Raw genomic sequence first — 26,193 nt, 5'->3', positions numbered from 1 at the left:
GTCAACAGGCATGAAATGCCACGATAGTTGACACGACTCGCACCGGGGCACCAGGATCGGGACGCCGCGAGAAGGCCGCATAGGCAAGAGGGGTGACCTCCCGATGGCATTTCAGGCAGGAGGGAAGCGGCCGGCGCCGCGGCCCGCCCCCGCGACCCCTGACGCCCGGGCGTATCTCCAGGACTACACCGCACTCACGGAAGCCGTCGCCTTCCCGTCCCTCGTCGTCGACCACCGCTGGGACGTGGTGCTGACCAACGGCGCCTTCCGGACGCTCTTCCGGGGGGTGGGACCGCACCCCACGGCCATGCCGGGCGACAACTTCCTCAGGTTCGTCCTCTTCCACCCGGACGCGTCCGAGGTCCTCGGGGAGCACGAGTCGAGCTGGTGCCTGCCCATGCTGGCGCACTTCGCCGCCACCCTGGAGCGGTACGGCCACGACCACGCCCTGCAGGCCGTCCGCCGCGACATCGCCCAGGACCCGATCATGGAGGCCGCCTACCGCCAGGGCCTGCCGCACTGGATGCGCGCCGTCGGCGCCGAGGCCGTCGAACACGACGGTGCGGTGCGGCCGTTGCACCATCCCGATCCGCGCTGGGGCGCCACCGAGTGCCGGGTCGTGGTCGAGAGCCCGAGGGTGCTGGAGGAACTGGGCTACACCAGGCTGACCCTGGTCCTGCGCGAGCCGCGCCGCACCCCGCCCCGCCCCGCGCGCCCCCGCCTCGGCGCCGCCCACCTGAGGGTGGTCCCGGCCCCCGAGTGATCCGCCGCGACAGCGGCGCGGCCCTCCCACCGGACTCGCCCCGTCGTCCGCCGGGCCGACGTCCCTCCGTCCGCCCAGGCAGAGGGGCCGGCACGAACGGATCGCCTCACCGGCCGACGCCGCCGACGGCGAGACGCCCCCTCACCGGCCAGACGCCGCCTCTCAGTACCGCCCCCGGGCGGGACGCCCCGCCCGGGCGAGGCGACGTCCCTCCGACGCGAGCGCCCCCGCCCGGCCGCCCCCTCCTGAAGTTACCCGTGCGTTCCGCACGTCGGAGAGGTGACAGCGGCAACTGTGCGGGGCGGTGGGCCGCGTGACACCGTCGTGTCTGTCAGCGACCGGTGGGAGGGAGTAGGCGTGAACAAGGGCTACGCCGTGTACTGCGACGCGGATCCGTACTTCTACGACGCCCCCCACCGCACGTCTGCCCGCGGCGGCGCCGGGCGCACCCGGTACGCGGCGGCCTCCAGGCCCGTACCGGAGGGGTGGCAGCGCAACGAGAGCGGGGACTGGCTCGCCCTGCGTCCCCTCGACGCCGACCTGCCCGACCAGGGGTGGAAGATCCACGTCTCCGCCTGCCTCGACAACGCGGAGTCGGTGCTCGACCGCGTGTGGCGGTACTGCGTCGACCACGGCACGGCCTTCAAGTTCGTGCCCAGCCGCTACCTGCTGCACCAGCGCAACGCCAAGTACGCGGACCGGGCTGGCAGCGGCAAGTTCATCACCGTGTACCCGGCGGACGAGGAGCGGTTCGAGCGGCTGGTGGGTGAACTGTCCGGCCTGCTGGCCGGCGAGCCCGGGCCGCACATCCTGAGCGACCTGCGGATCGGCGAGGGCCCCGTGCACGTCCGGTACGGCGGTTTCACCCGCCGCAACTGCTACGACGCGAACGGCGAGCTGCGACCGGCCGTGACCGGCCCCGACGGTGTGCTGGTGCCCGACCTGCGCGGCCCGGCCTTCCGGACGCCGGACTGGGTGAGCCCGCCCGCCTTCCTGCGTCCGCATCTCGACGCCCGCGCCGCGGTGACCGTGACCGGTCTGCCCTACACCATCGAGTCGGCCCTGCACTTCTCCAACGGCGGCGGCGTCTACCTCGCCCGCGACACCCGCACCGGTGAGCAGGTCGTCCTCAAGGAGGCCCGTCCGCACGCCGGACTGGCGGCCGACGGCGCCGACGCCGTGGCCCGGCTGCACCGCGAACGCCGGGCCCTGGAACTGCTGTCGGGCCTCGACTGCACACCCGAGGTCCTCGACCACCTCACCCTCGGGGACCACCACTTCCTCGTGCTGGAGTACATCGACGGCAAGCCGCTCAACACCTTCTTCGCCCGCCGTCACCCGCTCATCGAGGCCGACCCGGACGAGCGGAGACTGGCCGAGTACACCGCCTGGGCCCTGGACGTCCACGCACGGGTGGAACGCGCCGTCGCGGACGTCCACGCCCGGGGCGTGGTCTTCAACGACCTGCACCTGTTCAACATCATGATCCGCGACGACGACAGCGTCGCGCTGCTGGACTTCGAGGCCGCGCACCACGTCGACGAACCCGGCCGGCAGACCGTCGCGAACCCCGGGTTCGTGGCGCCGTCCGACCGGCGGGGCGTCGCGGTGGACCGGTACGCGCTGGCGTGCCTGCGGCTCGCGCTGTTCCTCCCGCTCACCAGCCTGCTGGCGCTCGACCGGCGCAAGGCGGCCCACCTCGCCGACGTGACAGCCGAGCGGTTCCCCGTGGACCGGGCCTTCCTCGACGCGGCGGTCGACGAGATCACGGCCGGCCCCGACGGCGCCCCCGCGGCACAGCGGCCCGCCGGTCCGGTGGCGCCGGTCCGGCCGCACGACTGGCCACGCAGCCGCGACTCGATGGCCGAGGCGATCCGCGCCGCCGCGACGCCGTCCCGCACGGACCGCCTCTTTCCCGGCGACATCGCCCAGTTCGCCACGGCGGGCGGCGGACTGGCCTTCGGCCACGGCGCGGCGGGCGTCCTGTACGCCCTGGCCGAGAGCGGCGCGGGAAGGGACGAGGACGGGGAGCAGTGGCTCCTGGAGCGGACCAAGCAACCACCCTCCGGCATGCCGCACGGTTTCCACGACGGCCTCGCCGGCATCGCGTGGACCCTGGAGCACCTCGGCCACCGCGACCGTGCCCTCGACCTCGCCGAACTGCTCCTCGACCAGCCCCTCGACCACCTGGGCACCGACCTGCACAGCGGCACGGCGGGACTGGGCCTGGCCCTCGCCTCGCTGGCCGCGACCACCGGGGAGAGCGCGCTGCACGCGGCGGCCCTGCGCTGCGCCGACCTCACCGCCGACGGCACACCGGCCGGGGGCGAGGGCTCCGGCCGCGCCCGCGCGGGGCTGCTGTACGGTGCCGCAGGACGCGCGCTGCTCTTCCTGCGCCTCCACGAACGCACCGGGGACCCCGCCCTGCTCGACCGGGCCCGCGACGCGCTGCGTCAGGACCTCGACCGCTGCGTCCGGGGCGCGGGCGGCGCGCTGCAGGTGGACGAGGGCTGGCGCACCATGCCCTACCTGGGCGCGGGCAGCGTGGGCATCGGCATGGTGCTCGACGACTATCTGGCGCACCGGGAGGACGAGGAGTTCGCCCGGGCGAGGGAAGAGATCGTCGCCGCGGCGCAGGCCATGTTCTACGCCCAGCCGGGGCTCTACCGGGGCGTGGCCGGCATGGTGCTGTACCTCGGCCGCACCACGGCCACGGTGCCCGGCACCGGACCGGAGGCCGTCGGACGGCAGCTCGACGCGCTGGCCTGGCACGCCATGTCCTACCGCGACCGGCTCGCCTTCCCCGGCGAGCAGATGATGCGCCTGTCCATGGACCTCTCCACCGGAACGGCCGGATGCCTGCTGGCCGTCGCCTCCGTACTCGGCGACGCGCCCGCCTCCCTGCCCTTCCTGCCGCCGCTGTCCGCGAACAGCGGCCCTCAGACTCGGCCCCGTCAGGGGTCGTGACCGAAGCACATCCGTTGCCGTACGAAAGGAAGATGTCATGAACCTTTTCGACCTGCAGTCGATGGAGACCCCGAAGGAAGAGGCCATGGGGGACGTCGAGACCGGGAGCCGCGCGAGCCTGCTGCTCTGCGGCGACAGCAGCCTGAGCGTCACGACCTGTAACTGACGCAAAAGTTGACCGCCGCGGCGCCGTGGTGAGCCACGCCGCCCGGTGCCGGCGCCCCGGGATCTCCCGGGGCGCCGACGCCTGCGCGCACGCACATCCCGGCCGTACGGTCCACCGGGCACGCGGCCGGTGCCCGGCACGGCGGGGCGGACGAAAGGGTCTTGGCTGGTGGGGACGACACGCTCCCGGTGGCGGCGGGAGCCCGCGGCGCGGGACGCGCCCGACGGCGGGAAGCCGGGACGCGCGCTCGAAGTACTGGTGCTGTCGTGCTCGGTCGCGGCGGCCCTCACGGCGGTGGCCCAGCCCGTCGTCCTCGGCCGGACGCTGGATCTGCTGCTGCGGGACGGCGACGCCGGGCAGTGGCTGGCCCTGAGCGCCGCACTGCTCCTCGGCGAGCTGCTGTTCGACTCACTGACCTCGCTGTTCACCGGACGCTGCAACGCCGCCCGGACGGCCTTCGTCCGCCGCCGCGCCCTCACCGGGCTGCTGCGCGCCGTACCCGACCGCGCGGGCCCCCATACGCCGGGCGACGTCGGTACCCGCCTGACCCTGAACGCCACCGACGCGGGAGGGGCGTTCGCGGCCCGGGCGTCGCTGGCGGCCTCGCTCGTGACCCCGCTGGGCGCACTCGCGGCGCTGGCCTTCGTCGACCTGTGGGTGGCGGCGTGCGTGGTGGCCGGACTGCCCGCCCTCGCGATGGTGCTGCGGACCTTCGCCAAGGACACCGGCGCGTCGGTCGCCGCCTACCAGCGCACACAGGCCCGGATCGCCTCCCGGCTGCTGGAGGCCCTCGAAGGCAGCGCGACGATCGTCGCCGCGGGGACCACCGCCCGGGAACGCGCGCGTGTGCTGGCGCCGCTCACCGAACTCGCCGAGCAGGGGCGGCGCATGTGGGCCCTGCACGGACGGGCCCTCGCCAGGAGCGGCGTCCTGGTCCCGCTGCTGACCCTGGCCGCGACCGCCGTCGGCGGGCTGCGCCTGGCGTCCGGCGACCTGAGCGTGGGTGACATGCTCGCCGCCGTCCGGTACGCGCAGCTGGCGGCCGGTGTCGGCGGGACCGCGTCACTGCTGGGCGCGGTCGTACGGGGCCGTGAGGCCCGGCGCCGCACCCTGGAGCTGGAAGGACTGACCGCGTTGCCCCACGGGACGCGCCGGCTGCCCCCGCACGGCCCGGGCGAGCTCGAACTGCGCGGGGTGCGCGTGGTGCGCGACGGCAGGGAGGTGCTGCGCGCCGACGGAGTGCGGCTGCCGGGGGGCAGCACGGTCGCGGTGGTCGGCCGCAGCGGATCGGGGAAGTCCGTCCTGGCCGCCGTGGCGGGCCGGCTGACCGACCCCGACGAGGGGGAGGTGCTGCTGGACGGTGTCCGTCTCGACCGGCTGACCCGCCAGGAACTGCGCGCCGAGGTCACCTTCGCCTTCGAGCGCCCGGCGCTGGGCGAGGGCACGGTCGCCGAGGCGGTCGCCGCCGGGGCGCGGCAGCCGTCGCCCGAGCAGGTACGGCAGGCGGCGCGTGCCGCGGGCGCCGACGGGTTCGTACGCCGGCTGCCGCAGGGGTACGACACCCCGTTGCCCTCGGCGCCGCTCTCGGGCGGGGAGCACCAGCGTCTCGGGCTGGCACGGGCGTTCGCGCACGCCGGACGGCTGCTGGTCATGGACGACGCGACCTCCAGTCTGGACACCGCCACGGAGCACGAGGTGAACCGGGCCCTGCGCCGCTCGGTGCGGCCCGGCACCCGTCTGGTGGTCGCCCACCGCCAGTCGGTCGCGGACCGGGCGGACCTGGTGCTCTGGCTGGAGGACGGGCGCGTGCGGGCCGTCGGGACGCACCGGGAACTGTGGGACGAGCCCGGCTACCGGGCGGTCTTCGGAGCCGGCGGCCCCGAAGCCGCGGCGCCGGGCGAACGCTCCGCCCGGCCCGAGCCCGAGGGGGTACGGCCGTGAAGCCGGCCGGACCCGCAGGCGCACCGGGCCGCGAGGACGACGGCTCCCGGGCCGACGGGTCCGGGACGCTGCGCCGCGTCGCGCCGTCGGCCCGTCGCTTCCTGGGCCGCCGACGAGGAGTCCTGGCGCGGCTCGCGCTCTGGTCGCTGGCCGAGTCGGGGCAGGCGTTCCTGGTCGGCTACGGGGTCGCCCACGCCGTCGACGCGTTCCTCGCCGAGGACACCCGCCGGGGGCTGCTGTGGCTCGCGGTCGCCTCGGTCGCCGTACTCTCCGGCGCTCCGGTCGTCCGGGGCGTGTTCGCACAGCTCGCCGGACTGACCGAGCCGCTGCGCGACGGCCTGGTGCGGCACGCGGTCGACCGGTCCATGGCCCGGGCGGCCACGGGCGGGCCCGGCGGGACGGACCGCGCGACCGTCTCCCGGCTGACGAACCAGGTCGAGATCGCCCGGGACAGCTTCGCCGGGCTCGTCCTCACCCTGCGGTCCTTCGTCTTCACCGCGGCCGGAGCACTGCTCGGCCTGCTGTCCCTGCACCCGGCCCTGCTCGTGGTCGTCCTGCCGCCGCTGGCGGGCGGTCTGGCGCTGTTCCTGGCGACGCTGCGGCCCATGGCGGCGGCGCAGCGGCGCGCCCTGGCGGCCGATGAGGCACTGGGCCACCACGCGGCACGGTCCCGGGCGGCGCTGCGGGACCTCACGGCCTGCGGGACCGGGCCCGAGGAGGAGCGGCGGGGCGCGGAACTGGTCGTCGCCGCCGCCGCTGCCGCCCGGCTCCTGGCCGGCTGGGCGGCGGTGCGCACGGCGGCGCTCGGTGTCGCCGGCCACCTGCCCGTGCTGGCCCTGCTGGTGGCCGTGCCGTGGCTGCGCGGGCGAGGGGTCACGGCGGGCGCGCTGCTGGGCGCCTTCACCTACCTCGTCCAGTCCCTGCTGCCGGCCCTGCACACGCTGATGACCGCGCTGGGGGCGGCGGGAGCCCGGCTGCTCGTCGTCCTCGACCGCATCCTCGGCCCGGCCCCGGCGGCGCCCCCCGCGGCCTCGGCCCCGGCGGTCCCGGTCCTCACGCCGACGGCCCCGGCACCCGCGAACCCGGCCCCGGCGACCGCGACTACGGTCCCAGCGGCGTCAGTCTCCGCCTCCGCCCCGGCCCCGGCTGCGACGACCCGTGCCCCGGCACCACCGACCCCGGCACCGTCGGCCACGGACCGCCGTCGGCCGACACCCGCGTGCCCGGCCGCAGGGGACGCCGGCCACCCCGCCGGAGCCCGTCCGCCGGACGGCGGCGAGGGCCGGGCGTCCGGCCGGCCGGTCGCCGCGTTCGAACTGCGCTCCGTCACCCTGTCCTACGGCGCCCGGTCGGAGCCGGTTCTCGACTCCCTCGACCTGAGCGTCGCCCCGGGGGAGCACCTAGCCGTCGTGGGACCGAGCGGCATCGGCAAGTCGACGCTCACCCGCCTGGTCGCGGGGACGCTCGCGCCGAGCGGCGGTGAGGTACGGGTGGCCGGGCGTACGGTGACCGGGCGCGCCGCGGCCGAACTCGCCGCCCTGCGGGTCCTGGTCCCACAGGAGGCCTACGTCTTCTCCGGCACCGTCGGCGACAACCTCGCGTATCTGCGCCCGGACGCGTGCCGGGCGGATCTCGACGCGGCCGTCGGGGCGCTCGGTCTGCGGCCGCTGGTCGAGCGCCTCGGGGGGCTCGACGCTCCGGTGCGGCCCGCCGAACTGACCCACGGGGAGCGACAGCTCGTCGCGCTGGCCCGCGCGTATCTGTCGCCCGCGCCCCTGCTGCTGCTCGACGAGGCCACCTGCCACCTCGACCCCGCGTCCGAGGCCCACGCGGAGGAGGTCCTGGCACGGCGGCCGGGAACCCTGGTGGTGGTGGCGCACCGTCTGTCGTCGGCGGTCCGGGCCGACCGGGTGCTCGTCCTGGACGGCGTGGAGGCGGTGTGCGGCACGCACGACGAGCTGCTGGGCCGGTCGCCTCTCTACCGCGACCTCACGGGCCACTGGCACGCGGGGCCGTCGGGACCGCCGTGACCACCGCCCGACGTGCGAGAAGCGGTCACCGGGCCGTACGGCTCCCTCACGTCCAGCCGCCGCTCTGCACTATGCGTATCGCGTCCACCCGGTTGCGGGCGCCCACCTTCCGGATCGCCGTGGCCATGTAGTTGCGGACCGTTCCCCGGGACAGGTGCAGCCGCGCCGCGATCTCGGCGATCGGCGCCCCCTGGGAAGCCAGCGACAGCACGCTCAGTTCCCGGGTGGTCAGGGGCATCTCCGCGCCCTTCAACAGGGCCACGGTGAGGGTCTCGTCCAGGAAGCGCTCCCCCTTCGCGACCGTGTGCACCGCCTTGAGCAGCCGGTGCGCCGGTGCGTTCTTGTCGACCAGCCCCAGCGCGCCCCCGTCGAACGCCCGACGGAGCACCCCCGGCCGCCTGGCGGTCGTCAGGACGACCAGCCGGTCTCCGTACCGGTCCCGCAGGCGCGCGCCGCCCACGTCACCCGGCGCGTGCAGGTACTCGCCGTCCACGACGCACACGTCCGCCGGCAACTCCTCGCGGGCGGGCACGTCGGCGTCGGGGCACAGGGACGAGACCTCCAGCGTGTGGTCGGATCTCAGCAGTTGCACCAGCGCCGAACGCAGCAGTTCCTCGTCGTGCACCACCACTGTACGAACCATCTCCCCCACCCTTGTCATCGGCAGCCTCGTCGGGCAGCCGGTTCGCCACGCCCCCGCGCCACGAGCCGTCTGCCCTGATCCGATCCGGCGGAACACAGAACGCACGCACGTGCGAACCGGACCGGAGTCAATTGGCCGTCCGCGGGGCCTGATCGAGGTGGCCGGAAAGTGTCCGACCGAGCGGAACGCGGCGGATATCGCACCGGTCCGCCGTCGGTCCCGGGCCACCGGGGCCCGTAGGCCGGCCGCCGCCCTCCGCGTCCGCCGGCTCTGGTGCCCTGGCCACGGCGCCACACCGCCTCGCGGGGCGGCCCCGACGCCGCGGACGGCCCTACCGCGCACCGACGCGATGGGCGCCGCGGTAGGGCCGGAAACAGTCGCCGTCCAATTAGGCGTGAAATATGCCTGCTGTTCGAACGATTTTTCCTCCCTGTTCGAGGGCCTGGCGGCGGGCGGCCGATGGGCACCCCTGCTCCTGCTACGGGCTCGGCCCGCGCGTGCCCATGCTGGTCGTCCCGCCCTGGAGCAAGGGCGGCTTCGTCTGTTCCGAGACCTTCGACCACACCTCGGTCATCCGGTTCACGGTGCGCCGCTTCGGCGTCCGCGAGCAGGGCATCTCCCCGTGGCGGCGCGCGATCTGCGGCGACCCGACCTCCGCCTTCGACTTCTCCCGGCACGACAGCCGCCCGGCCGGCCTGCCGGACACCGACGTCTACGAGCCGCCGGACCGCGTACGCCACCCCGACTACCGTCCGGCCCCGCCCGCGGACCCGGACATGCCCCGGCAGGAGCCCGGCATGCGCCCCACCCGCCCGCTGCGGTACGCCCCGCACGTGGACGGCGCCGTGGACGCGGCGACCGGGAGGTTCCGGCTCGCCTCCGGCCCCGGAGCCGCGTTCCTCGTCACCCCCGGCAACCGCACCGACGGCCCCTGGACCTGCACCACGGAGGCCGGCAAGAGCGTCGCGGACACCTGGAACCCGGCGTACTCCGACGGCGTCCACGACCTGACGGTGCACGGCCCCAACGGCTTCCTGCGCGTCTTCCGGGGCCGCGACGAGACCCCCGGTGCCGAGGTCACCGCCCGGCACACCGGCGACGCCGTGCGGCTGACCGTGACCAACGCCGGGACCGGCACGGCCCGCCTGCGGATCGCGAACGCCTACGGCGGCCGGGGCGGGACCGTCACCGTGCGCCCCGGGGCGACCGTGCGCCACACCGTCGACCTCACCCGCAGCCGGCGCTGGTACGACGTGACGGTCACCTCCGAGACCGACCCCGCGTTCCTGCGGCGCTTCGCCGGCCACGTGGAGAACGGCCGGCCGTGGGTGAGCCACCCGCGATCGTCACGGACTGACGGCCGCTACAGCCGTGTGAGGCGCCCCGGCTGCGGCTGCCGGGGCACCAGCACCGGCCCCGCCCGCCTCGGCCCCGGCGGCCCCGGTGGCACGGACGGCCCCGGCGGTTCCTGCCCGGCCGGCACCGCCGTCGGCACGGCCGCCGCGGAACCGGCGTGGTCGGGCCGCCGGGGCGTCGCCCGGCTGAGCTGGACGACGCCCCAGGCGGCCAGCACCGCGCCGGCCAGCGCCAGCAGCACACCGCCCGCGCCGCCCCGCAGCCGCTCACCGAGCAGGAACAGTCCGATCACCGCGGCGGCCACCGGATTGGCCAGCGTCACCACCGCCAGGGGCGCGCCCAGGCCACCCCGGTACGCCGTCTGCGACAACAGCAGCCCGCCCGCCGCGAAGGCGGACACCAGCAGGGCCACCCCGATCACCTGGACGCCGAGCAGCGGTCCCGAACGGTCCGTGGCGGCGACCGTGACGGTCTGGGTGAGGGCCGAGGCGACCCCGGAGGCGATGCCGGACGCCGTCGCGTGCCGCAGCCCCGGCCGGGCGCCGGGCCACGCGAGCATGCCGATCAGGGCCGCCGTCGCGCCGGACACCCCCAGCGCCTCGGGCACGCTCAGCACGTCGTCGGGCGCCGGCCCGGAGGCGGTCAGCAACAGGGCGCCCAGCCCCAGCAGCGTCAGTCCGGTGCCCCGCCACTCGACCGCGCTCACCCGCCGGCCCGCCACCCGCGCCCCCAGCGGCACCGCCGCGACCAGGGTGAGCGCACCGAGCGGCTGGACGACGGTCAGGGGGCCGTACTTGAGGGCCACGACGTGCAGCAGCGCGGCCGATCCGTTGAGGGCGACCGTCCACCACCAGGCGCCGGACGCCAGCAGGCGCAGCGCACCGGTGCCGGGGCTGCGGGAGGCCAGTCGTTCCTGGGCGACGGCCGCGGCGGCGTAGGCACACGCGGAGACCAGGGACAGCAGGACGGCGATCAGCGCGGCGTTCACCGGCCCGTCCCCACCAGTTCGGGCCGGTGCCGCTGCGCCACCCGGCGACGGGCCTGCGGCCCGCGGTGGGCCACGGCGCGCCGCGGGCGGTGCGACGGACGGAGCACCGCCAGCGCGAGGCCCAGCAGGGCCGCCGCCACGAGGACGTCGAGCCAGTAGTGGTTCGCCGTGCCCACGATGACCAGCAGCGTCACCAGCGGATGCAGCAGCCACAGCCACCGCAGACGCGAGCGGGTCGCGACGATCAGGGCGACCGCCAGCATCAGGGCCCAGCCGAAGTGCAGCGAGGGCATCGCCGCGAACTGGTTCGACAGCTGGTCGGCGCTCGGCGGGCCGTAGACCGAGGGGCCGAAGACCCGGGCCGTGTCGATCAGCCCGGTGGCGCCCAGCATGCGCGGCGGGGCGAGCGGAAAGAGCAGGTGGAGCACGAGCGCGGCGCCGGTCACCGCGGCCAGCACCCGGCGGGCCCAGCCGTAGTGGGCCGGTCGCCGCAGGTAGAGCCAGACCAGGAGGGCCGCGGTCGCGGGGAAGTGGACCGCGGCGTAGTAGGTGTTCGCCGTGCGGATCAGGGCGTCGCCGTGCAGGAGCAGGGACTGCACCGTTCCCTCGTCGGGCAGCCGGAGCGCGCGTTCCCAGTCCCGTACGCGGTGGGCGTTGCGGAAGGCCTCCGGGGTGTGGCCGGTCGCCAGCCCCCGGCCGAGCTTGTACACGAGGAAGAGCCCTGCCACGAGCAGGAGCTCACGGACGAGAGGCGGTCGCGCGGGTGCGTTCGGCCCCGCTTCTGCAGGCTCGGTGCGGGCATTCATCCCCCGGCCCCTTCACTGACGGCGGTGCGTGCGGTCCACAGGTGTATGACGCGCGGGAACGGATGGATGTGACCGTTCCCATCGATACGAACCCGTTCCGATACGCCAGTGTACCGATACGGGAGTGTACCGATACACTCGGGTACCGGTACACTGACGTATCGATGGCATGGCACACACTGGAGCACGGGCCCCTCGAGTGACGCTGTACCGCCGCTGTACCGCCGCTGGGAGTGAGGAGCAGAGCCGATGACGTCGCAGGCTGAGGACCGACCGGACACGGTCGGCACGCCGCGCCGCTCCAAGATCACGCCCCAGCGTGAGCAGGAGTTCTTCGACGCCGTGCTCGAACAGATCCGGACCTGCGGCTACGACGCCGTCACCATGGAGGGCGTCGCCGCCAGCACCCGGTGCAGCAAGTCCACGCTCTACCGGCAGTGGAGGACCAAGCCCCAGTTCGTGGCCGCCGCGCTGCGCAGCCGCCGCCGGGCGCGCTTCACCGGCATCGACACCGGGTCGCTCGCCGAGGACCTGCGCCAGGCGGCCCGGGCCGCGGGGGAGGGGGCCGGCAAGGACACCGGGCTGCTCCAGGCGCTCGGCCACTCGGTCATGCAGGACCCGGAACTCCAGTGCGCGCTGCGCGAGGCGCTCGTCGAGCCGGAGATCGCCGCACTCCGGGAGATCCTCGACCGCGGGGTCGGCCGGGGAGAGGTGGCCGCCGGCCACCCGGCGCTGGAGTACGTGCCCGCCCAGATGTTCGGCATGCTGCGGATGCGGCCCGTCGTCGAGGGCGAGCAGGCCGACGCGGAGTACCTGGTGGCATTCGTGGAGGCCGTCGTGCTGCCGGCCCTGGGCCTGACCTGAGACCCAGGCCGCCGTCCGTGGGATGACCGGACGGCGGCCTGTCCGCGCCGCACCGTGGGGACGGGGGCGGCGCGCACCCCGGCCGGGTGGGACGCCCTCTGAGCGGAAGGGCGCCCCGCCCGGCCGACTGCCGTCCCCGGACGGTCAGACGTCCTGACCGCTGCCTCCGCCGCCCTGGGAGGAGTCCACCCGGATCCCCTCGGTGATCTCGTCGATGACCGCCTGCTCCTCGTCGGTGTCCACGCCGAAGCGGACGACGACGATGCGCTCGGGGTCGGCGGGCGCGGGGAAGGCGAGCGACTCGACGTAGCCGTCCGCACCCTTGCTGGTGACCGCCTTCCAGCGGACCAGGTAGCCCTGCTGCCCGGCGACCGTGACCGCCTCGGACGCCAGCTCGTCGTGCGAGGTGATCCCGCCGTAGGACTCGCCGCCGTAGGATTCCTCGGCGTTCGCCTCGATGTCGGCCTTCGCGACCTCTTCGGCACTGTCGCCCCGGGTGCCCAGCACCACCGCGGGAGCCGAGTAGGCACCGCCCTTGGTGCAGGTCGCGGAGGTGTCACCGGGACACGTGTAGCTGTCGTCCGAGGTCACCGTCGCGCCGACCGACAACTGCTGCCCGGACCAGCCGTCCGGGATGGGCAGGCTGATCCCGCTGACCGGGTCCGTGACCGATCCGCTGTCGATCGTGGGCGGCTGCGACTCGCCCGGAGAGCCCGGCGCGGGCGACTCACCGCCCCCGCCCGAGCCGCCGAACGGCCCCTCCTGTCCGCCGGGAGCGCGCCGGTCCTGCTGCGAGGACGCGCTGTCGCCCGTACCGTCGTCGGCCAGCACGTACACACCGGCACCGATGCCGGCGAGCACGGCCACGGCCGCCGCGACGGCTATGCCGGTGCGCAGCCGGCGCCGCCGCGCGGACGGCTGCTGGACGGGGAACCCCGGATAGCCGGGGTGCACGGGATACGGCCCGGGCCCGCCGTCGGGCACCGCCTGCTGGGCGGGTTGCTGCGGTGCCGGCTGCGGCGCGGGAGGCCCCCACGCGGCGGCCGGCCCCGCGGAGCGGACCTGGTCCGTCCACACCGTGCCGTCCCACCAGCGCTCGGTGGCGGGACCGTCATTCTTCTGTCCGGGGTCCGGGTACCACCCGGGAGGAGTCGCCTGCGTCATGGGCCCACCGTATGAGGCGTCGGTGAAAGCCGGATGAGAGGCCCGGCACGATCGCGGCACGCCCGCCCCGCGGCCCGTGCGGAGTCGACCGGCTCACCGGCTGACGACGGGTCCGGCGCGTCGTCCGCGCCTTACCGCATGTCACCCGTCACGGCAACTGCTGCCCGGACCGCGCACCATGGGCGCGACCGGACGGATAGGCTCAGGGTCTGTACGTCATTCGGGCGACTTGGGGAGGTAGCGGGATGACGGAGGTACGGCGGACGGCCGCCGCCTCGGCCTCCCTCTGGGAGCGCGACGAGGAAGTCGCCACCATCGCACGGGCGGTGGACGCCCTGTGCGTCGACGGCTCGTCCTCCGGGACCCTGCTGGTCGCCCGGGGCGAGGCCGGACTCGGCAAGACCGCACTGCTCGCCGAGACCCGCCGCATCGCCGAGGCCCGCGGCTGCACCGTCTGGTCGGCACGCGGCGGCGAGACCCTCAGGTCCGTCCCCTTCCACGTGGTGCGCCAACTGCTCCAGCCCGCGCTCGTGTCGATGCTCCCGGAGGAGGCGCGGGAGTACCTCGGCGAGTGGTACGACATCGCGGGCCCCGCCCTCGGCATAGCGGACCCGGGGGAGCGGCAGGCCGACCCGCAGGGCGTGTGCGACGGCCTGGTCGCCGCCGTGCGCCGGCTCGCCCGCCGGGAGTGGCCCCTGGTCCTGCTGATCGACGACGCCCACTGGGCCGACCAGGAGACCCTGCGCTGGCTCGCCGCGCTCGCCGAACGGCTCGACGAGACCGCGGTCCTGGTCGTCGTCGCCCGCCGCCCCGGCGAGGTCGGCGGGGACAGCGCCTGCCACCTGGACGCCGTCGTCGCCGCGGGCCGCCCGCTCGCCCCGCTGAACGCCCTCACCCCCGAAGCGACGGCCGGCCTCACCCGGTCCACCCTGGGCGACCACGCCGACGCCGCGTTCTGCCGCGAGGTGTGGGCCGTCACGGGCGGCAATCCCTACGAGACCGTCGAACTCCTCGCCAAGGTCCACGACAGCGACCTGGAACCGGTCGAGGCGCAGGCCGACGAACTGCGCGCGCTGAACCGCTCCGCGCGGGGCGGCGGCCTCGTCGCCCGCCTGGAGCAGCTCGGCGTCGACTCCACCCGGTTCGCCTGGGCCGCGGCCATCCTCGGCGGCGGCATCACCGTCGGCATGGTGGCCCGCCTCGCCACCCTCGACCGCGACGACGCCGTCCGCTGCGCCGAACTGCTGCGCAACGCCCGCATCCTCACCGAACCCGACCCCGGGGCCCCGCAGCCGGACGCGGGCGACCTGGAGTTCGTCCATCCGCTGATCGCCACCGCCGTGTACAACTCCATCCCCGACGCGCTGCGCACGGCGATGCACGGCATAGCGGCCCAGCTGGTCACCGACTCCGGACTCGGCGCCGCGGCCGCCTCCCGTCATCTGCTGCAGGTGTATCCCGACGACGACCCGGAGGTCGTCCAGCAGCTGCGCGAGGCGGCCCGCGAGCACCTCGCCGTCGGCGCCCCCGACGCGGCCCGCCGCTGCCTCGAACGCGCCCTGGAGGAACCGCCGCTGCCCGACACGCATGCCCGGGTCCTCTACGAACTGGGCTGCGCCACCCTCCTCACCGCGCCCGCCACCACCATCCGGCACCTGCGCACCGCCCTCGCCCTGCCGGGCCTGGACGGCGAGCAGCGCGTCAACGCCGTCTTCAGGCTCTCCGAGGCACTCCTCCACAACGACCAGCTGGAGGAGGCCGTGCGCACCGTCCAGGCGGAGGCCGCCCGGAACCAGGACCCGTCCGTGCGGCTGCGGCTCCAGGCCGTCCAGTACATGTGGGAGGGCATCCACCCCGGCGAGACGCCCTCGCCCGGACGCTCCGAGCGCCTCACCGAACTCGCCGGCACCTGCACCGGCCGCGACAACGCGGAGCGCGCCCTGCTCATCCTGCGCGGCTTCGACGCCATGACCCGGGGCGAGAGCGCCGAGGAGGTCGTCGAGCTGTGCGACCGGGCGCTCGTCAACGGCCGCCTCGCCCCCGGACTCGGCTGGACCGACACCGAGTGGGGTCTGGAACTGCCGATGATGCTGGCCAACTGCTACGCGTACACCGACCGGCTCGACCGTGCCGAGGCACTCTTCACCGAGGCCCTCAGCTCCTACGAGACGGCCGGCTGGAGCGGCGGCCACCTCGCCCTCGCGCACGCCTACGTGGGCCTCGGCCACCGCAGGCGGGGCCGGCTCAGGGAGGCCGAGAAGTCCCTGCGCGCCTCGCTGCGCATCGCCGAACGGGTCGGCCGCGGACTGCCGTTGTACTGGTCGGCGACCTGCAACCTGATCGACACGCTGCTCGCCCGCGGCCACGTCGACGAGGCCCGCACCGTCGCCGACCGCTACGGCTTCGACCCGCCGTACCCGTCCACGATCGTGCTGCCCGACCCGCGTCCCGTGCGGGCCCGGCTGCTGCTCGCCACCGGCCGCGCCAAGGAGGGCGTCAACGAACTGGAGACCGCCGAGAAGGCGGCGGCCGCCCGCGGCAGGTACAACCCGGTCGTGCATCCCTGGGCGACCGAGCTGGCCCGGGCCCTCGCCACGGAGGACCCCGGCCGCGCCGCCCGGCTCGCCACCGACGCCCGCCGCCAGGCCGAGCGCTTCGGCACGGACACCGCGATAGGGGAGGCCCTGCGCTGCGCCGCCGCCCTGGAGACCGGCCAGCGCGCCGTCCGGCTCGCCGCGCAGGCCGTCACCTACCTGGAGGCCTCGCCCTGCCAGTACGAACACGCGGCCGCACGCGTCGAGTACGGCATCGCCGCCCGCTCGGAGACGGAGCTGCGCCGCGGCCTGGCCCTGGCCGAGTCGTGCGGTGCGGACGGGCTGGCGGCGCGGGCCGGGCAAGCACTGGCGGCGGGGCACGGGGGCTGAGGGGCCCCCGCCCCCGCCCCCGTGCCGGAGCACGTCAGCCGCCGGCGCCGTCCTCCTCGGCCAGCACCCGCTGGGCCGCCGCGAACGCCGAGTTCGCCGCCGGCACCCCGCAGTACACCGCCGTCTGCAGCAGCACCGCGCCGATCTCGTCCGTCGTCAGCCCGTTGCGCCGCGCCGCCCGTACGTGCATGGCCAGTTCCTCGTAGTGGCCGTGCGCGACCAGCGCCGTCAGCGTGATCATGCTGCGCTCACGGCGCGAGAGCGTCCGGTCGGTCCAGATCTCGCCCCAGGCGTAGCGCGAGATGAAGTCCTGGAAACGGGCGGTGAAGGGGGTCTGCCGGGCCTGCGCCCGGTCCACGTGCGCGTCGCCCAGCACCTCGCGCCGCACCGCCATGCCCCGCCCGGCCCCGCCGCCGAAGTGCGCCCGCAGCGCGGTCAGCACCGCCTCGGGCCGCTCCGCCGGCGCCAGGTGCGAGGCCCCCGGCAGCTCGGTCAGCGTGGCCCCCGGCACGGCGTCGGCGATCTCCCGCAGATGCGCGGGCGGCGTCGCGGGGTCCTCCCGCCCGGCGACCAGCAGGGTCGGCACGGAGATCTCCGCGAGCCGGTCCCGCAGGTCGAAGGCGGCCAGCGCGTCGCAGCAGGCGGCGTACGCCCCGGGGTCGGCCTCCCGGTGGTCCCGGACCAGCTCCGGCACGGTGAATCCCGGGGTGAACCACCGGTCGTCCGCGCTCTCGGCGAGCTTCGCCAGCCCCTCCGCGCGCACCGTCGCGGCCCGCTCCTCCCACGCCTTCGCACCGTTGAAGTGCGCCGACGAGCAGACGACGGCCAGCGACGACACCCGCTCCGGGTGGTGCACGGCCAGATGCAGCCCCACCGCGCCGCCCAGCGACACCCCGGCGTAGGCGAACCGTTCCGCCCCGAGCGAGTCGGCGAGCGCCAGCACCAGGCCGGCGAGGTCCCCGACGGTCGCGCCCGGCCCGATCAGGTCCGCGGCCGAGCCCCCGTGGCCCGGCAGGTCCCAGCGGATCACCCGGTGCCCGGCGGACAGTTCGGGCGCCACCTGGTCCCACAGCGCGTACGAGGTGCCCAACGAGGGCCCGAGCAGCAGCGGGGGAGCGGAGGCGGGGCCTTCGGCCAGGTGGTTGAGCACGGTCAACGTCGCTCCAGAGCACGGTCGGTCAGGGCTCCGGCGGAGCCGGTGTAGCGGGCGGGGTCGGTCAGGGAGGCGAGGTCGACACCGGACAGCTCCGGTACCTCGGCGAGGAGACCGCCGAGGTCGCGGCCCTCGGTGTACGTCCGCCGGGCGAGGTCGGCGAGCAGCTCCTTGGCACGGGCCCGGCCGAGCACCGGCGCCAGCTCGGCGGAGAGCCGCTCGGACACGATCAGTCCGTGCGTGAGACCCAGGTGCGCGCGCATGGCGTCCGGGCGCACCCGGAGCGCCCCGGCCATCGCGGCGGCGTCGTGAACGGCCCCGCCGGCCAGCCGCAGCAGGTCCCGCAGCGGCTCCCACTCGGCGTGCCAGGCACCGGCCGGCCGCTCGTCCTCGGCGGCCAGGGAGCCGTACAGCGTGGCCGCGAGCTGCGGCGCGCGCCGGGCCGCCGCCCCGATGAGCGTGGCCCGTACGGGATTGGCCTTGTGCGGCATCGCCGAGGAGCCGCCGCCGTTGCCCTCGGCGACCTCGCCCAGCTCCGTGCGGGAGAGCGTCAGCACGTCGGCCGCGATCTTCCCGAGCGCCCCGGTGGTGAGGGCGAGACAGCCCGCCAGGTCGGCGACCGGCGTGCGCAGGGTGTGCCAGGGCAGCAGGGGGGTCCGCAGGCCGAGTTCACGGGCGTACGCCGCGGGCAGCGCCGTCGGGTCCGTCGCGCCGTACGCCCCGAAGGCGGCCAGCGTCCCCGCGGCGCCGCCGAGCTGGGCGGGCAGGGCGTCGCGCACGGTCCGGATCCGGTCCCGCGCGTCGAGCACCAGCGCCCGCCAGCCGGCCGCCTTCAGCCCGAAGGTCGTCGGCACGGCGTGCTGGGTGAGCGTCCGGCCCGGCATCACCGTGTCCCGGTGCTCGGCGGCCAGCCGGGCCAGCGCCGCCTCCGCACGGCCGAGGCCGGGCAGCAGCAGGTCCAGGGTGCGGGCCGCGACCAGCATCGTCGCCGAGTCCAGGATGTCCTGGCTGGTCGCACCCCGGTGCACGTACGGCCCGAACTCCTCGCCGACCGCCTTGGTCAGGTCGGCCACCAGCGGGATCACCGGGTTCCCGCCGCTCCGGGCGCGCTCGGCCAGGGAGCGCACGTCGAAACGGGCCGGGTCGGCCGCCTCGGTCACCGCGCTCGCCGCCCCGGCGGGGGCGAGCCCCAGCCCGGCCTGGGCCCGGGTCAGGGCCGCCTCCGCGTCGAGCAGCGCCCGGAGGTAGGCGCGGTCGTCGGTGGCGTCGGCGGCCGGCGCACCCGCCCACCCCGGAGCGAGCAGACCCGTGTCGGGAGCTGATGTCACTGGAACTCCAGGAAGACCGTCTCGCCCTCGCCCTGAAGGCGGATGTCGAAACGGTACGTCCCGCCGCCCTCCTCCGAAGCGATCAGCGTGTCGCGGCGGTGCGGGTCCAGCCGGGACAGCAGCGGGTCGGCGGCGAGCCGCGCCGCGTCGCCCGGCAGGTAGATCCGGGTGAACAGGTGCACGAGCAGGCCGCGCGCGAACACGCACACGCTGACGTACGGCGCGTGGCCCCCGCGTGCGCCGGGCCGCAGCGTCCGCACGTACCAGTGGCCGTTCGCGTCGGTCTGGATGCGGCCGAAGCCGGTGAACTCCACGCCGTTGCGGCCGAGGAAGCCGCCGGAGGCCGGGTCGCGCCGCATCGAGCCGTCGGCCGTCGGCAGCGTGCCGTCCGCACCCGGCCCCCACACCTCCACGAGCGCGTCCGGCAGCGGGTCGCCCCCGCCGTCGTACACGTACCCGTGCACGGTGACCGTGTCCGGATGCCCGGTGGGCGCGATGTCCTCACCGCCGCGGAAGGGCAGCGCGTACCCGTAGAACGGGCCGACCGTGTGCGACGGCGTGGGCAGCACGTGCTCCGGGCTGCTGGTGTCGATCCTCGTCATGGCGGGTCAGCGTCCTTCTTCGATCCAGGTGGCGTTCGGGCCGTCGAGCACGATGTCCCAGTGGTAGCCGAGGGAGAACTCGGGCACGGACAGGCTGTGGTCGTAGGTCGCGACCAGTCGCTGCCGCGCGGCGTCGTCCGTCACGGACTGCAGGATCGGGTCGTACGGGAACAGCGGGTCGCCGGGGAAGTACATCTGCGTCACGAGCCGCTGCGTGAACGCCGAGCCGAACACCGAGAAGTGGATGTGCGCCGGGCGCCAGGCGTTGACGTGGTTGCGCCACGGGTACGGGCCCGGCTGCACGGTGGTGAAGCGGTAGAAGCCGTCGTCGTCGGAGAGGGTGCGGCCCACACCGGTGAAGTTCGGGTCCAGCGGCGCGTCGTGCTGCTCGCGCTGGTGGGCGTAGCGGCCGGCGGAGTTCGCCTGCCAGATCTCCACGAGCTGGCCGCGCACGGGTCTGCCGTTCCGGTCGAGGAGCCGGCCGGAGACGGTGATGCGCTCGCCGATCGGCTCCCCGTCGTGCTGCCGGGTCAGGTCGTTGTCGATCCCGGTGATGTCCCGCTCCCCGAAGGCGGGGGAGGACAGCTCCACCAGCTCCGGGTCCTTGGTGACGTCGATGGCGACGGGCGGCTGTTTCGGATGGCGCAGCACCGAGGAGCGGTACGGCGCGTAGTCGCGGCGCGGGTGGTGCTCTCGGGGCCCGCCGTCGGTGACCCGCTTGGCGTAGGCGGCGCGCTCGGCCGCGATCTCCGCGTCGATGTCGTGCTGGGTGAGAGTCATGGGGTTCCCGTGGGTGACTAGCGGTCGAGGACCAGGGCGAGGCCCTGGCCGACACCGATGCAGAGGGTGGCGATGCCGGTGCCGCCGCCCCTGCGGGCGAGCTGGTGGGCGACGGTGCCGGCGAGGCGGGCACCGGAGGCGCCCAGGGGGTGGCCCAGGGCGATGGCTCCGCCCTGGGGGTTGAGGATCGCGGGGTCGAACTCGGGCCACTCGGCCACGCAGCCCAGCACCTGGGCGGCGAAGGCCTCGTTGAGTTCGAGGACGTCCAGGTCGGCGAAGGTGCGGCCGGCCTTGACGAGGGCGCGGTTCACGGCCTCGACGGGGGCGAGTCCGAAGTAGTGCGGGTCGGTCGCCGAGACACCGGTCGCCGAGATCCGGGCGAGGGGTTCGCGGCCGGTGGCCGCCAGGCCCTCCTCGTCCACGAGGAGGAGCGCCGCGGCGCCGTCGTTGAGCGGCGAGGCGTTGCCCGCGGTGACGGTGCCTCCCCCGGCCTCCGGACGGGGGGACCCCGGTCCCGCTTCGCTCGTCGTGCGGAAGGCCGGCTTCAGCCTCGCCATCGCCTCCAGGGAGGCCGTCGGGCGTACGCACTCGTCGGCGGCGAAGCCGACCGGGTCGCCCGTGCGCCGGGGCACGGGGACGGGCGCGAGTTCGGCGTCGAACAGGCCGTCGCCCTGGGCCCGGGCGGCCTTGTGGTGGGAGGCGAGGGCGAACACGTCCTGCTGCTCCCGGGTGATGCCGTGCTTGTCGGCGATCAGTTCCGCGCTCTCGCCGAGGGGGATGGTCCACTGCGGGTCCATCCTCGGGTTGGTCATGCGCCAGCCCAGGGTGGTGGAGTACAGCTCGGTGTGCCCGGCGGGGAAGGGCCGGTCCGACTTGGGCAGCACGTACGGCGCCCGGGTCATCGACTCCACCCCGCCCGCGAGGACGATCGAGGCGTCCCCGACGGCGACGGCCCGCGCGGCCTGGATCACCGCTTCGAGGCCGGAGGCGCACAGCCGGTTCACGGTGACGCCGGGCACGGTGGTGGGCAGGCCGGCCAGGAGGGCGGCCATGCGGGCGACGTTGCGGTTCTCCTCGCCGGCGCCGTTGGCGTTGCCGAAGTACACGTCCTCGACGCGGGCCGGGTCCAGGGCGGGTGTGCGGGCGAGGAGCTCCCGGACGGCGTGCGCGGCCAGGTCGTCCGGGCGGACGCCCGCCAAGCCGCCGTTGTACTTGCCGAACGGGGTCCGCACCGCGTCGACGACGTAGACGTCCTTCACTTCAGTCCCTTCGCGACGGTCAGCTCGGCGTCGGTCCTGGCGGCGATCTCGTCGGCGCTCACCCCGGGCGCGCACTCCACGAGGACGAGTCCGTCCCCGGTGACGTCGAGGACGCCGAGGTCGGTGACGATGCGGTCCACGCACGCCCTGCCCGTGAGCGGCAGCGCGCACTCCCGGAGGATCTTGGGCGAGCCGTCCTTGGCCGTGTGGGTCATCACCACGATGACGGTGCGGGCACCGTGGACGAGGTCCATCGCCCCGCCGATCCCGGTGATCATCTTGCCCGGGACCGCCCAGTTCGCCAGGTCGCCCGTCGCGGAGACCTGCATCGCGCCCAGCACGGCCACGTCGATGTGACCGCCCCGGATCATGCCGAAGGACAGCGCCGAGTCGAAGAAGGAGGCGCCCGGCAGGACCGTCACGGTCTCCTTGCCGGCGTTGATCAGGTCCGGGTCGACCTCGTCCTCGGTCGGGTACCGGCCGGTGCCCAGGATGCCGTTCTCGGACTCCAGGGTCACCTCCACGCCCTCGGGGAGGTGGTTCGGGATGAGCGTCGGCAGGCCGATGCCGAGGTTGACGTACTGGCCGTCCCGCAGTTCACGCGCCGCCCGCGCGGCCATCTCCGTACGCGTCCAGGCCATCAGGAACTCACCGTCCGCCGCTCGATCCTCTTGTCCGCCGCCTGCTCGGGCGTCAGCGCGACCACCCGCTGCACGAAGATCCCCGGCAGGTGCACCGCGTCCGGGTCGATCCCGCCGGGCTCGACCAGTTCCTCCACCTCCGCGACCGTCACCCGGCCGGCCATCGCCGCCAGCGGGTTGAAGTTCCGCGACGACCTGTTGAACACCAGGTTCCCGTGCCGGTCGCCCCTGGCCGCCCGCACCAGCGCGAAGTCGGTGCGGATGCCGCGCTCCAGCACGTACTCGGTGCCGTCGAACGCGCGGACCTCCTTCGGCGGCGAGGCCAGCGCGACCCCGCCGGAGCCGTCGTAGCGCCACGGCAGCCCGCCGTCGGCGACCTGCGTGCCGACTCCGGCCGGGGTGTAGAAGGCGGGGATGCCGGCCCCGCCGGCCCGCAGCCGCTCGGCCAGCGTGCCCTGCGGGATCATCTCCACCTCCAGCTCCCCGCCCAGGTACTGCCGCGCGAACTCCTTGTTGGCGCCTATGTAGGACCCGGTCACGCGGGCGATCCGCCCCGCGGCCAGCAGGACCGCCAGTCCGGACTCCATCGCCCCGCAGTTGTTGGAGACGACCGACAGGCCGCCGGTCCCGCGCTCGTACAGGGCCCCGATCAGGACGTCGGGCACGCCGCACAGCCCGAAACCGCCCACCGCGAGCGACGCGCCGTCCGGCACGTCGGCCACCGCCTCGGCGGCCGTGGCCACCACCTTGTCCATCCGAGAAGCCCCATCTCTTCCAAGCGCCCGGAACCGCGCACCGGTCCTGCCGATTAATCAGCGCACTGAGTATCTCAGCGAGGTGCCCCACACGCTGCCACCGGACGCCCGGGGCGTCAAGAGTCCACATCGTGCGAGGTGGATCGCCTGTCGCGTCACCGGACAGCCGATACCGGTCCGATGTATCGTCAGTGCACCAACAGAAATGACCACAGGAGCGCACATGGCCGCGGTCGACCTGACCACCCACCCCGGGCACCTGGCCCGGCGGCTGCAGCAGGCGCACTACCTGCTGTGGAACACGATGGTCTCGGAGGAGATCACCTCTCCGCAGTTCGCGGTCCTCAACGCCCTGGTCGCCGAGCCGGGCCTGGACCAGCGCACGGCGGGGGAGCGGGTGGGCCTGGACCGTTCCACCATCGCCGAGGTGGTCAGCCGGCTCGGCCGGCGCGGGCTGCTGGACAAGGTCCGCGACCCGCAGGACGGCCGCCGCTCCCTGCTCCGCCCGACCGACGAGGGGCTGCGCGTCCACCGCAGGCTGGCCGTGCGCACGGCCAGGATGAACCAGGTCTTCCTCGCCCCGCTCGCCGCGGACGAGCAGGCCGTCCTCCTCGACCTGATCCGCCGGGTCGCGGACGCCGCCGAAGGGCTCCGCCACCCGGCCGAACCCGCGGTGGCCCCGGGCTGATCAGGGCTGCTTCGCCGCGTCGACGAACACCACCCACACCTGGCCCCGCGCGAAGTCCAACGGCGTACCGTCCCCGGCGGTGAAGGACGTGCCGTCCGCGGGTCCGCCGCGCTTCCAGGTCGCGTCGTACACCCGCCCGTCGCGCAGCACCTCGGCCGTCCCGGACCCCACCGACTCGACGTAGGGCGAGTTGCTGCCCCGGAAGTCGCGGAAGGCGGACTCGCGGACGGTCACGTGCTGCACGACGACCGTCGCCGGTGCCAGACGTCCGCCCTCGGCCGTCCGGGCCGGGGCGCCGTCCATGGCGACCAGCCAGCGGTCACGGCTGTCGGACCAGGTGAAGGTGAAGGACGCCGACGGGTAGCGCACCGTGCGGGAGGTCTCGGCCCGGCCGCCGTCGGGGGCCTCGCCGTAGCGGAAACCCGTGGTCAGGGCGTCGGCGCCGGGAGTCTTCGGCAGCAGCCGGCCGGGCCGTACGTACAGGTTGTGCGGGGCGGACCGGTCCTCGTCACGCACGTAGGCGCCGGACTCGTCGTCCGGCGGTACCGCGCGCACCGGTGCCCGGTCGATGAGCGGCAGCAGCTTGCTCTGCGCGCCGGAGAAGGCCAGCGTCGGCCGGTCGAACTGGCGCAGCAGCTCCAGGTCCGACTCGCGGGCGCTGCGCACCGGCCCGACCGACCCGGGCAGTTCCGTCGCGTAGACCGCCATCAGGCGGCTCAGCCCGCCCTCCACCGGTTCCACGTAGACCACGTCCGCGGCCGTGAGGCCCGACTGCGGGCGGGCGGCGGGGACGTTGTCGACCTTGACGGCGAGCACCGAGGCCCGGCTGTCCGCGGTGGGCGACCGTGCCGGTTCCGGTGCCCGGGCGTCGTCCCCCGCCCCGGGGCCGGCCGTGCAGGCCGCCCCCAGTGAGAGCGCCAGCGTCGCGGTCAGCAGCGCGCCACCGCGCCGCCTGTGCTTCCTTCGTCGCATTCCGACCACCCGCCCACCCATCCTCTGTCATCGATTGTGTGCTTCAGGAAGCATTTAGTGCCATACCTGACCGAATCTGATACGGCGCGCGGTGCGCGTCACATGATCCGCTGTTCGGACGAAACCGGCGGCGGTTCGGCGGGGGGGCGGCCGGGTACCCGGCCGCCACGCAGGACCGGCCCGCACGGGGCGACGGAGGGAGCGCGAGGCGATGAAGGCAGTGACGTGGCAGGGCAAGCGGGACCTGCGGGTGGAGGAGGTGCCCGACCCGAGGATCCAGGAGCCGACGGACGCGGTCATCCGCGTCACGTCCACCGGGTTGTGCGGCTCCGACCTGCACCTGTACGAGGTGCTCACGCCGTTCATGACGCCGGGTGACATCCTCGGCCACGAGCCCATGGGCATCGTGGAGGAGGTCGGCGCCGAGGTGACCGGCCTCAAGCCCGGCGACCGGGTCGTGGTGCCGTTCCAGATCGCGTGCGGGCACTGCTACATGTGCGGCACCGGGCTTCCGACCCAGTGCGAGACGACCCAGGTCACCGGCGAGGGCATGGGCGCCCAGTTGTTCGGCTACACCCGTCTGTACGGCGCGGTGCCCGGCGGCCAGGCCGAGTACCTGCGCGTGCCCCAGGCCCAGTACGGCCCGATCAAGGTGCCGGAGGGCCCGGCCGACGACCGGTTCGTCTACCTGTCCGACGTCCTGCCCACCGCCTGGCAGGCGGTCGAGTACGCCGGCGTCCCCCAGGGCGGCAGCGTCGCCGTGCTCGGCCTCGGGCCGATCGGCGACATGGCCTGCCGGATCGCCCGGGCCAAGGGGGTCGGGCGGGTGTTCGGCGTGGACCTCGTGCCGGAGCGGCTGCGGCGGGCCCGTGAACGGGGCGTGGAGACGTACGACCTGCGGTCCTTCGACAACGAGAAGGAACTCGTCGCCGCGATCCGGGACGAGACCGGCGGCCGGGGCCCCGACGCCGTGATCGACGCGGTCGGCACCGAGGCGCACGGCGGAGCCGCCGCCAAGCTGATCCAGCAGGCCGCGGCGGTGATGCCCCGGGCCGTCGGCGGCCCGCTCGCCGAACGGTTCAGCGTCGACCGGCTCGCCGCCCTCTACACCGCCATCGACCTGGTACGGCGCGGCGGCACGATCTCCCTGTCCGGCGTGTACGGCGGCATGGCCGACCCGATGCCGATGCTCACCCTGTTCGACAAGCAGATCCAGATGCGGATGGGGCAGGCGAACGTGCGCCGCTGGAGCGACGAGATCATTCCGTTCCTGACGGACGCGGACCCGCTCGGCGTCGACGACTTCGCCACCCACCGGGTACCGCTGACGGACGCGCCGCACGCGTACGAGATGTTCCAGAAGAAGCAGGACGGCGCGGTCAAGGTCCTGATGCAGCCGTGAC

Annotated in this window: 21 protein-coding genes and 1 pseudogene; 10 read left to right on the top strand and 12 right to left on the bottom strand. The window is 74.9% G+C overall.

The window, feature by feature from the left end:
- Positions 1–103 precede the first annotated feature (103 nt).
- The 5 genes from ACVV2G_RS25780 to ACVV2G_RS25760 all read left to right on the top strand — a co-directional run bounded on the left by ACVV2G_RS25780 (position 104) and on the right by ACVV2G_RS25760 (position 7,867).
- Positions 104–763, top strand: coding sequence for an MmyB family transcriptional regulator (locus ACVV2G_RS25780; protein WP_453845152.1), 660 nt, complete (start codon positions 104–106; stop codon positions 761–763).
- Between the two features lie 357 nt (positions 764–1,120).
- Entirely contained in the window at positions 1,121–3,730 is a 2,610-nt protein-coding gene (lanKC, locus tag ACVV2G_RS25775) for a class III lanthionine synthetase LanKC (RefSeq protein ID WP_453845151.1), read from the top strand.
- A gap of 37 nt (positions 3,731–3,767) precedes the next feature.
- The gene (gene ramS, locus ACVV2G_RS25770; RefSeq protein WP_006130296.1) at positions 3,768–3,896 is read left to right on the top strand and encodes a mycelium formation morphogenetic lantipeptide SapB; all 129 of its coding nucleotides are present in this window, start codon (positions 3,768–3,770) and stop codon (positions 3,894–3,896) included.
- Between the two features lie 168 nt (positions 3,897–4,064).
- Entirely contained in the window at positions 4,065–5,837 is a 1,773-nt protein-coding gene (locus ACVV2G_RS25765; RefSeq protein ID WP_453845150.1) for an ABC transporter ATP-binding protein, read from the top strand.
- Positions 5,834–7,867 carry an ATP-binding cassette domain-containing protein gene (locus tag ACVV2G_RS25760; RefSeq protein WP_453845149.1) on the top strand — a complete coding sequence of 678 codons (2,034 nt, stop codon included), beginning with the start codon at positions 5,834–5,836 and terminating at the stop codon, positions 7,865–7,867. Before ACVV2G_RS25765 ends, ACVV2G_RS25760 begins: the two co-directional genes overlap by 4 nt.
- 46 nt (positions 7,868–7,913) lie before the next feature.
- Here the strand turns inward: ACVV2G_RS25760 and ACVV2G_RS25755 are convergent, their stop codons facing one another.
- A complete protein-coding gene (locus ACVV2G_RS25755) occupies positions 7,914–8,519 on the bottom strand; it encodes a response regulator transcription factor (protein WP_453845200.1) in 606 nt (201 codons plus the stop codon).
- Between the two features lie 392 nt (positions 8,520–8,911).
- Here ACVV2G_RS25755 and ACVV2G_RS25750 point away from each other — a divergent pair.
- Positions 8,912–9,757, top strand: a pseudogene (locus ACVV2G_RS25750) (phospholipase domain-containing protein); the annotation flags it as partial.
- 116 nt (positions 9,758–9,873) lie between these two features.
- Here the strand turns inward: ACVV2G_RS25750 and ACVV2G_RS25745 are convergent.
- Both ACVV2G_RS25745 and ACVV2G_RS25740 read right to left on the bottom strand, forming a co-directional pair.
- Positions 9,874–10,854 (bottom strand): DMT family protein, encoded by a 981-nt coding sequence (locus ACVV2G_RS25745; RefSeq protein ID WP_453845148.1) that lies wholly within the window; start codon positions 10,852–10,854, stop codon positions 9,874–9,876.
- The gene (locus ACVV2G_RS25740; RefSeq protein WP_453845147.1) at positions 10,851–11,660 is read right to left on the bottom strand and encodes a phosphatase PAP2 family protein; all 810 of its coding nucleotides are present in this window, start codon (positions 11,658–11,660) and stop codon (positions 10,851–10,853) included. The genes ACVV2G_RS25745 and ACVV2G_RS25740 overlap by 4 nt, the downstream gene beginning before the upstream one ends.
- Positions 11,661–11,909: 249 nt before the next feature.
- Here ACVV2G_RS25740 and ACVV2G_RS25735 point away from each other — a divergent pair, with 249 nt between their 5' ends.
- Positions 11,910–12,524, top strand: a complete 615-nt coding sequence (locus ACVV2G_RS25735; protein ID WP_453845146.1) for a TetR/AcrR family transcriptional regulator — start codon at positions 11,910–11,912, stop codon at positions 12,522–12,524.
- Positions 12,525–12,668: 144 nt separating this feature from the next.
- On the opposite strand, the gene ACVV2G_RS25730 is transcribed toward ACVV2G_RS25735, so the two are convergent.
- Positions 12,669–13,688: a DUF2510 domain-containing protein gene (locus tag ACVV2G_RS25730; protein WP_453845145.1), complete on the bottom strand. Its 1,020-nt coding sequence runs from the start codon at positions 13,686–13,688 to the stop codon at positions 12,669–12,671.
- Between the two features lie 245 nt (positions 13,689–13,933).
- Between ACVV2G_RS25730 and ACVV2G_RS25725 the strand changes: the two genes are divergently transcribed.
- Positions 13,934–16,612 (top strand): ATP-binding protein, encoded by a 2,679-nt coding sequence (locus ACVV2G_RS25725; RefSeq protein ID WP_453845144.1) that lies wholly within the window; start codon positions 13,934–13,936, stop codon positions 16,610–16,612.
- 34 nt (positions 16,613–16,646) lie between these two features.
- Here the strand turns inward: ACVV2G_RS25725 and pcaDC are convergent, their stop codons facing one another.
- Genes pcaDC through ACVV2G_RS25690 form a run of 7 tightly spaced genes read right to left on the bottom strand, consistent with a single transcriptional unit; the run spans position 16,647 to position 23,130 of the window.
- The gene (gene pcaDC / locus ACVV2G_RS25720) at positions 16,647–17,768 is read right to left on the bottom strand and encodes a bifunctional 3-oxoadipate enol-lactonase/4-carboxymuconolactone decarboxylase PcaDC (protein ID WP_453845143.1); all 1,122 of its coding nucleotides are present in this window, start codon (positions 17,766–17,768) and stop codon (positions 16,647–16,649) included.
- Positions 17,765–19,093: a 3-carboxy-cis,cis-muconate cycloisomerase gene (gene pcaB, locus ACVV2G_RS25715; RefSeq protein ID WP_453845142.1), complete on the bottom strand. Its 1,329-nt coding sequence runs from the start codon at positions 19,091–19,093 to the stop codon at positions 17,765–17,767. The genes pcaDC and pcaB overlap by 4 nt, the downstream gene beginning before the upstream one ends.
- Entirely contained in the window at positions 19,090–19,695 is a 606-nt protein-coding gene (gene pcaG, locus ACVV2G_RS25710; RefSeq protein ID WP_453845141.1) for a protocatechuate 3,4-dioxygenase subunit alpha, read from the bottom strand. The genes pcaB and pcaG overlap by 4 nt, the downstream gene beginning before the upstream one ends.
- A 6-nt stretch (positions 19,696–19,701) precedes the next feature.
- A complete protein-coding gene (gene pcaH / locus ACVV2G_RS25705; RefSeq protein WP_453845140.1) occupies positions 19,702–20,475 on the bottom strand; it encodes a protocatechuate 3,4-dioxygenase subunit beta in 774 nt (257 codons plus the stop codon).
- 17 nt (positions 20,476–20,492) lie between these two features.
- Positions 20,493–21,734 (bottom strand): thiolase family protein, encoded by a 1,242-nt coding sequence (locus ACVV2G_RS25700; RefSeq protein WP_453845139.1) that lies wholly within the window; start codon positions 21,732–21,734, stop codon positions 20,493–20,495.
- The gene (locus ACVV2G_RS25695) at positions 21,731–22,375 is read right to left on the bottom strand and encodes a CoA transferase subunit B (protein WP_453845138.1); all 645 of its coding nucleotides are present in this window, start codon (positions 22,373–22,375) and stop codon (positions 21,731–21,733) included. Before ACVV2G_RS25695 ends, ACVV2G_RS25700 begins: the two co-directional genes overlap by 4 nt.
- Positions 22,375–23,130, bottom strand: a complete 756-nt coding sequence (locus ACVV2G_RS25690) for a CoA transferase subunit A (RefSeq protein ID WP_453845137.1) — start codon at positions 23,128–23,130, stop codon at positions 22,375–22,377. Before ACVV2G_RS25690 ends, ACVV2G_RS25695 begins: the two co-directional genes overlap by 1 nt.
- Before the next feature lie 223 nt (positions 23,131–23,353).
- Here ACVV2G_RS25690 and ACVV2G_RS25685 point away from each other — a divergent pair, with 223 nt between their 5' ends.
- Positions 23,354–23,818: a MarR family winged helix-turn-helix transcriptional regulator gene (locus tag ACVV2G_RS25685; RefSeq protein WP_453845136.1), complete on the top strand. Its 465-nt coding sequence runs from the start codon at positions 23,354–23,356 to the stop codon at positions 23,816–23,818.
- On the opposite strand, the gene ACVV2G_RS25680 is transcribed toward ACVV2G_RS25685, so the two are convergent.
- Positions 23,819–24,790, bottom strand: coding sequence for a DUF3048 domain-containing protein (locus tag ACVV2G_RS25680; protein ID WP_453845135.1), 972 nt, complete (start codon positions 24,788–24,790; stop codon positions 23,819–23,821).
- A 211-nt stretch (positions 24,791–25,001) separates the two neighbouring features.
- Here ACVV2G_RS25680 and ACVV2G_RS25675 point away from each other — a divergent pair, with 211 nt between their 5' ends.
- Positions 25,002–26,192, top strand: a complete 1,191-nt coding sequence (locus tag ACVV2G_RS25675) for a zinc-dependent alcohol dehydrogenase (RefSeq protein WP_453845134.1) — start codon at positions 25,002–25,004, stop codon at positions 26,190–26,192.
- Position 26,193 lies beyond the last annotated feature (1 nt).

This window comes from Streptomyces sp. JK94 (assembly GCF_053613315.1).
The sequence above is the reverse complement of the archived record's forward strand: the minus strand, read 5'-3'. Positions and strand labels throughout refer to the sequence as shown.